The sequence below is a fragment of the uncultured Thiodictyon sp. genome, assembly GCF_903946935.1.
Taxonomy (GTDB): Bacteria; Pseudomonadota; Gammaproteobacteria; order Chromatiales; family Chromatiaceae; genus Thiodictyon.
The window spans coordinates 22,315-28,795 of the sequence record NZ_CAJAXH010000215.1; the positions used below are offsets into that span (position 1 = coordinate 22,315).

Below are 6,481 nucleotides of genomic sequence, written 5' to 3' on the forward strand. Positions count from 1 at the left end.
CCCGGCGCGTAGGGCCGCGGTCTGTCCCACAATAAATCAGGATGGTTAAACCGGCCTATTTGCGGATCAGTTCGTCCGGTCGGCCGGCACGGTAGCCACCCATCATTTCCTTGGTGAATACCCCGGGGGCGCTCAGTTCGGCGACCTTGGGCATCGGCTTATCGCCGTAGGGATCGATCGAACCCTCGGCCGTGGTGCGGATCGGGAATTTGAAACGCTTCATGGTGCCGTTGCGGAACTTGATGGTCCACATGATCGCGTCGGAGCCGCGCAACGGCTGCACCGAGCCGCCGAGCGGGACGATGTCGGCATAGTGACGCACTTCGATGGCGTTCTGCGGGCAGATCTTGACGCAGGAATAGCATTCCCAGCACTGCTCGGGCTCCTGATTATAGGCCTTCATGGCATGTCCGGTCTGCGATCCGTCCTTGTCCAGGGCCATCAGGTCATGCGGACAGATGTACATGCAGGCAGTCTTGTCCTGGCCCTTGCAGCCATCGCATTTGTCGGTTCTTACATAGGTTGGCATGGTTGTCTCTCCTCTCTCAGGTTGCAGAACGTAGGCGATGTCACTCGCTGTCAAGGCTCGCGTAGTACTCGCGCAAGACGGCGAGCACCTCCGCGCGGCTAAATTCGGTCGGCACGTCAGCGCCTTCGGACAATGACTTGCGTAACTGGGTGCCGGAGACCTGTAGCCGGTCGGCATCGGTGTGTGGGCAGGTGCGCCCGGAGGCCATGCCGCCGCACTTGTAGCACCAGAAGGACACATCGATCTTCATCGGCTGTGTCTGCAAGGCGCCGGCGGGCAGACGGTCGAAGATGTGGTGGGCGTCGAACGGGCCGTAATAGCTACCCACGCCGGCATGGTCGCGCCCGACAATCTGGTGCGAGCAACCATAGTTCTGCCGAAACACTGCGTGCAGCAGGGCCTCGCGCGGGCCGGCATAGCGCATGTCGAGCGGATAACCCGCCTGCACGATGGTGTTCTTGACGAAATAATTGTCGACTAGGGTGCCAATGGCCTTGGTGCGCACCTCGGCCGGGATATCGCCGGGCTTGAGATTGCCCAGCAGCGAGTGGATGAGCACGCCGTCGCAGGTCTCGATCGCGACCTTGGCCAGATATTCGTGCGAGCGGTGCATCGGATTGCGGGTCTGGAAGGCCGCAACCTTGGACCAGCCCAAGACGGTGAAAAGCTCGCGGGTCTGCTTCGGCGTCTTGAACAGTTCGCCATACTTTTCCGGAAAGCCGCCGGTGGACAGCACCTTGAGTGGGCCGGCGAGGTTGATCTCGCCCTGGTCCATCACCAGCTTCACACCAGGGTGTGCCGGGTCGGTCGTCTGAAACACCATGGCGCATTCATGCGACTTGTCGATGGCATATTTTTCGGTGACCCGCATGGTCGCCAGGATACTGCCGTCATCCGGGTCGGTGAGCGCAATCTCACCGCCGACCGAGATGGCATCGGCCGCCGCCGCGGTCGCCGAGAGTGTAATGGGGATGGGCCAGAACAGGCCGTCGGCCATTTTCATGCCATCGCACACGCCTCGCCAGTCCGAATGTGTCATAAAGCCTTGCAATGGCGTGAAGCCGCCAATGCCCAGCATAATGATGTCGCCCTTCTCGCGCTGACTGACGCGCAGGGTGGGCAGCGTGGCCGCGTGCCGGCGCTCACGCTCGAGTGCCTCACCTTCAAACAGCAAGGGCAGCAAGTCACCGCCACCATGTGGATCAACCAATTTCATCGCCATTTGTCCTCATTGATCGGAAACCCGGGGCGCTACCTCAGGGTAGACTGGAGCTTCTCATGTGATTTTCAGGGTGGTACGCATGCGAGCGGTACAAGGGATGACAGGTCTGCACAGGATGACGCGTGCCTGCCCGTGCGCGATGAGCGCTTGTTGCGGTGACGCCGATGGCCGCCGCAATGGCGGTGCCATCCGCAACGGTGACGGTGTTTTCACCAGGAATCGTAAAGGCAACGGCCGCCACTGGGGCGCCCGCGGGGGTGATGGGGATGGGCCAGAACAGGCCGTCGGCCATTTTCATGTCATCGCACACGCTCTGTTATGAGGCGTGCGTCACGAGGCCGCGCGGCGGCGTGGAGCCGCCGATGCCCGGCATGATGAGGTCGCCTTTTTCGCGCAAACTCCGACGGATAGGAAATTCAACCATCCGAAACCGCATAAGTAGCTGTTGATGTACTTATGCCGGCTATCTTAGCCGCGTGCAGGGCGCCGGGCAAGGCGCTTGATGACGGTTGATGGCTGAGGCAGCCGGCTTTCGGCAGTTAGGACACTCAACCGGCAAGACCGGAGGTGGCTGGGCGGGACGGCGGGGTGCAGATGCCCGGTTAGGATCGGCCAGGGACAAGCGAGAAGGTCCGGCGCCAGTGGTGTTGGTGGGGTTTAGCAGCCCATGCCCCGTGGGGCCGCGCGGCAGCCGGATAAGGTCAGGCACACCGGCCCTGGCCTGGATTCCGGCGTCGCGGCCGGAATGACGCCCCCCGCGGGACCTGACCGCCCGCGCTGTCCGCTCGCTGCCGCTCGCTCCCTGCGCGGGCAGTCCGGCCCCGCTCCCTATCCGTCTGCCTGCCCCTGCTTGGGCTGGGGACCTAGGACGAGCCGGAAACCGGCAAACAGGAAGCGGCCGCCGGGACCGTAGTGGTGGCGGTAAGCGCAGCGCAGGTAGCGACCGAAGCTGATCCAGCTACCGCCGCGCTGCACACGCCACTCGCCCGAGGCGTCTTCCCAGGAACGACCGTCCGGGGTTGCGCCCTGGTAGTTGTTGTGCCAATGGTCCTGGACCCACTCCCAGACATTGCCGTGCAGGTCGTGCAGCCCCCAGGGGTTGGGCCGCTTCTCACCGACCGGGTGGGTCTGGCCTCCCGAGTTGCCGTTGAACCAGGCGTGATCGCCCAGGGCCTGTTCGTCGTCGCCGAATGACCAGCGGGTCTGGGTCCCCGCCCGACAGGCGTATTCCCACTCCGCCTCGCTCGGCAGGCGATAGGTCCGGCCGGTCTGCTCGGTCAGCCAGACGCAATAGGCGACGGCGTCCGCCCAGGACACCTTGATGACCGGGCGCCGGCCGCGACCCCAGCCCTGATCCCCAGGCCGTGCGCGACCGGCGACGGTACAGAACCGGTCATAGTCAGCGAAGGTGACCGGGACCCGGCCGATGGCGAAGGGCCGTGCAATGCGGACCTCGTGCTGGGGCCGCTCGTCGTCGAAGGCCATCTTATCGCCGGCCGGCGAGCCCATCAGGAAGGTCCCGGTTGGCAACCACACCAGTTCCGGACCTTCGCTGCCGTCCTTGAGCCGGTCACGGAAGCTGGACAAGGGCGCAGGTGTTGGGGCCGTCACCTCGGTCTGTCGCGAATCAGGCTTGGCATCGGGTAGCGGCGCCAACTCCGCACAATCGCGCAGCGTTCAAGCCGATGATATATCAGTTACATCTGGCTCCCACGCTCCGGCGTGGGAGCAAGCGCGGGCGCTGCGCGTCCGGTCGCCAACGGGACGCACAGCGCCCGCGCGGCATTCCCACGCGGAGCGTGGGAACGAGAGTCCCGTAGCCTGGATGCAGCCGCAGCGGAATCCAGGTCTCGGCTGCAACCCACTGATTCCTTGTGTGTCTGCGACGCTGCCCCCGGATTCCGCTGCGCTCCATCCGGGCTACGTCTGCGCTGCGTCGAAACCCGTAGGAGCGGCCCCCAGGCCGCGACGCGACGCCGCGGTTGCCCGCTTCCCCCGCAGACTGCGTGCCCTCGTCGCGGCGGGGGCCGCTCCTACAGCTCCCGCGTAGCCGAGAACCGGATATCCGGCCAGCGCTCGATCGTCAGCCCCAGGTTGACCCGGGTGGGCGCCAGATAGACCAACTGGTCGTCGCCGTCCAGCGCCAGGTTCTCGTAGACCTTTTCCTTGAAGCGCTCCAGCATCTTAGGGTCGTCGCAGCCGATCCAGCGCACGGTGTGGACCGACACCGGTTCCACCACCGCGTCCACGTTATATTCGTCCTTGAGCCGGAAGGCGGCCACGTCGAACTGGAGCACGCCCACGGCGCCCAGGATCATGTCGTTGTTCTTGAGCGGCCGGAAGACCTGGGTGGCGCCCTCCTCCGAGAGCTGCACCACGCCCTTCTGCAACGCCTTCATGCGCAACGGGTCGCGCAACACGATGCGGCGGAAGAGCTCCGGGGCAAAGTAGGGGATGCCCTCGTATTTGAGCTCCTCGCCCTCGGTGAAGGTATCGCCGATCTGGATGGTACCGTGGTTGTGCAGCCCGATGATGTCGCCGGGCCAGGCCTCCTCCACCGCGCGGCGCTCGTCGGCCTGGAAGGTGATGGCATTGGCCACCTGCACCGTCTTGCCGATGCGCACATGGCGCATCTTCATGCCCTTGGTGTAGCTGCCGGAGCACACCCGCAGGAAGGCCACCCGGTCGCGGTGGGCCGGGTCCATGTTCGCCTGGATCTTGAACACGAAGCCGGTGAAGGGCGCCTCACCCGGCTGCACCACCCGCTGGACGGTGGAGCGGGCGCGCGGCGGCGGGGCATAGTCGACGAAGGCGTCGAGCAACTCCTTGATACCGAAGTTATTGATGGCCGAGCCGAAAAAGACCGGGGTCTGCTTGCCGGCGCGGTAGGCATCGAGATCCAGCGGGTGACTGGCACCCTGCACCAGCTCCATCTCGCTGCGCAGCTCGTCCGCCTGGTCGCCCAGGAGCTCGTCCATCCGCTGGCTGTGCAGCCCCTCGATCACCTCGCCGGTCTGGATGCCGCCGCCGTGCTGGGCGCTGAACAGATGCGTGCGGTCGTGGCGCAGGTCATAGACGCCCTTGAAGCGCTTGCCCATGCCGATCGGCCAGGTCACCGGGGAGCACTGGATCTTGAGCACCGACTCCACCTCGTCCAGCACCTCCACCGCGTCGCGCCCCTCGCGGTCCAGCTTGTTGACGAAGGTGAGGATGGGGGTGTCGCGCAACCGGCAGACGTCCATCAGCTTGATGGTGCGCTCCTCCACGCCCTTGGCGATGTCGATCACCATCAGCGCCGAGTCCACCGCGGTCAAGGTGCGGTAGGTGTCCTCGGAGAAGTCCTCATGCCCGGGGGTGTCGAGCAGGTTGACGATGGAGTCGCCGTACGGGAACTGCATGACCGAGGAGGTCACGGAGATCCCGCGCTGTTTCTCCAGCTCCATCCAGTCGGAGGTCGCATGGCGCGCCGCCTTGCGGCCCTTGACCGTGCCGGCCATCTGGATGGCACCGCCGAACAGCAACAGCTTCTCGGTGAGTGTGGTCTTGCCCGCGTCCGGGTGGGAGATGATGGCAAAGGTGCGGCGGCGGCGCAGTTGGTCGAGAAGATCGCTCATAAGGTGGAGACTGGCATGGCGGCCGGGGTGCGGCTAAACCGCGGGATTATAAACCCGCCGCGCGAATCCCGCGCGCGGCGAGTTGGTGGCCCGGCGATTCCACATTTTTAGCGCGGTCCTGCGAAGTTGGTTTACAACCCCCTCCCCAGTTGGGCGACAATCCCCCCAACGTGACCGCTCAGGGGCTTGGATTCATGACAGAGACTTTGCAGACCTATGACACCGATGTGGTCGCCTGGGCGCAACAGCAGGCGCAACTATTACGGGCCGGCCGCTTCGAGGCCCTCGACATCGAACACATTGCCGAGGAGATCGAAGACGTGGGCAAGAGCGAGCAGCGGGAGTTGGAAAGCCGGATGGCGGTCCTGTTGGCCCATCTGCTGAAGTGGCACTATCAACCCGAGCGCCGCGGGCGCAGTTGGGAGGCCACCATCCGCCACCAACGCGAGCGCGTCAGCCGACGCCTGGAGCGCACCCCCAGCCTCAAGACATCCCTGACCGACCCCGATTGGTGGGCGGATACCTGGGGCGATGCTCGCCTGGAGACCGCGCGTGAAACCGGTATCGGGTTCGACCTGCTGCCTGCCGACTGCCCTTGGACCACGACCGAGATCCTGAACCCCGAGTTCTGGCCCACCTCAGGAACGAGGTGAATAGCAAGGCGCCGCGAGCGCCCGGTGAGGCGCCGCCAAGGGGCGCTCAATTTACCCCGCGGATACGTCGGACCCCGGCGGCGAACCATCCAGCAGGGTCTCCAGGGTCTCGGCCGCGAAGATGTCGTCAACCCAGGCGTCCAGTTGCGCGATGCTCGCCTCCTCAATACGTACAATGGCCCATGGGGGTAGCTCGCCGAAGCGACGCCAGAGCAGGCGCTTGAGCGTATCGCGCGTGCCCTCAAGTTTGCCCTCAAGTTTGCCCTCAAGTTTGCCCTCAAGTTTGCCCTCAAGCGTGCCTTCCGCCTTCCCTTCCAGCCGCCCCGCCAACAGCCCCTCGCGCTTCCACTTCTCCGTCCACTCTTCGACATATTCTGCCAGCATCGTTTCGACCTCTTGCAGTTCGTGGATTTCCGGCAGATTCTCGCCCGGCATCACACGCCGGAGCAAGACCCGCACAAAC

The 6,481-nt window shown here is 64.8% G+C and carries 7 protein-coding genes; 1 reads left to right on the forward strand and 6 read right to left on the reverse strand.

Features of this window, described 5'->3' with window-relative positions; translation table 11 throughout:
• Positions 1-55 precede the first annotated feature (55 nt).
• From aprB to QZX93_RS18555, 5 genes are all read right to left on the reverse strand, one after another.
• Entirely contained in the window at positions 56-529 is a 474-nt protein-coding gene (aprB, locus tag QZX93_RS18535) for an adenylyl-sulfate reductase subunit beta (RefSeq protein WP_295384781.1), read from the reverse strand.
• 40 nt (positions 530-569) lie between these two features.
• Positions 570-1,745 carry a sulfate adenylyltransferase gene (gene sat, locus QZX93_RS18540; RefSeq protein WP_295384784.1) on the reverse strand — a complete coding sequence of 392 codons (1,176 nt, stop codon included), beginning with the start codon at positions 1,743-1,745 and terminating at the stop codon, positions 570-572.
• A gap of 40 nt (positions 1,746-1,785) precedes the next feature.
• Positions 1,786-2,049: a hypothetical protein gene (locus tag QZX93_RS18545; protein ID WP_295384786.1), complete on the reverse strand. Its 264-nt coding sequence runs from the start codon at positions 2,047-2,049 to the stop codon at positions 1,786-1,788.
• A gap of 530 nt (positions 2,050-2,579) precedes the next feature.
• Positions 2,580-3,338, reverse strand: coding sequence for a formylglycine-generating enzyme family protein (locus QZX93_RS18550; RefSeq protein ID WP_295384789.1), 759 nt, complete (start codon positions 3,336-3,338; stop codon positions 2,580-2,582).
• Between the two features lie 446 nt (positions 3,339-3,784).
• Positions 3,785-5,365, reverse strand: a complete 1,581-nt coding sequence (locus QZX93_RS18555; protein ID WP_295384791.1) for a peptide chain release factor 3 — start codon at positions 5,363-5,365, stop codon at positions 3,785-3,787.
• A gap of 194 nt (positions 5,366-5,559) precedes the next feature.
• On the opposite strand from QZX93_RS18555, the gene QZX93_RS18560 reads away from it, so the two are divergent.
• Positions 5,560-6,018 (forward strand): DUF29 domain-containing protein, encoded by a 459-nt coding sequence (locus QZX93_RS18560; protein ID WP_295384794.1) that lies wholly within the window; start codon positions 5,560-5,562, stop codon positions 6,016-6,018.
• 51 nt (positions 6,019-6,069) lie between these two features.
• Here the strand turns inward: QZX93_RS18560 and QZX93_RS18565 are convergent.
• Positions 6,070-6,481, reverse strand: a 412-nt coding sequence (locus tag QZX93_RS18565) for a DUF4351 domain-containing protein (RefSeq protein ID WP_295384796.1), incomplete at its 5' end; no start/stop codon positions are given.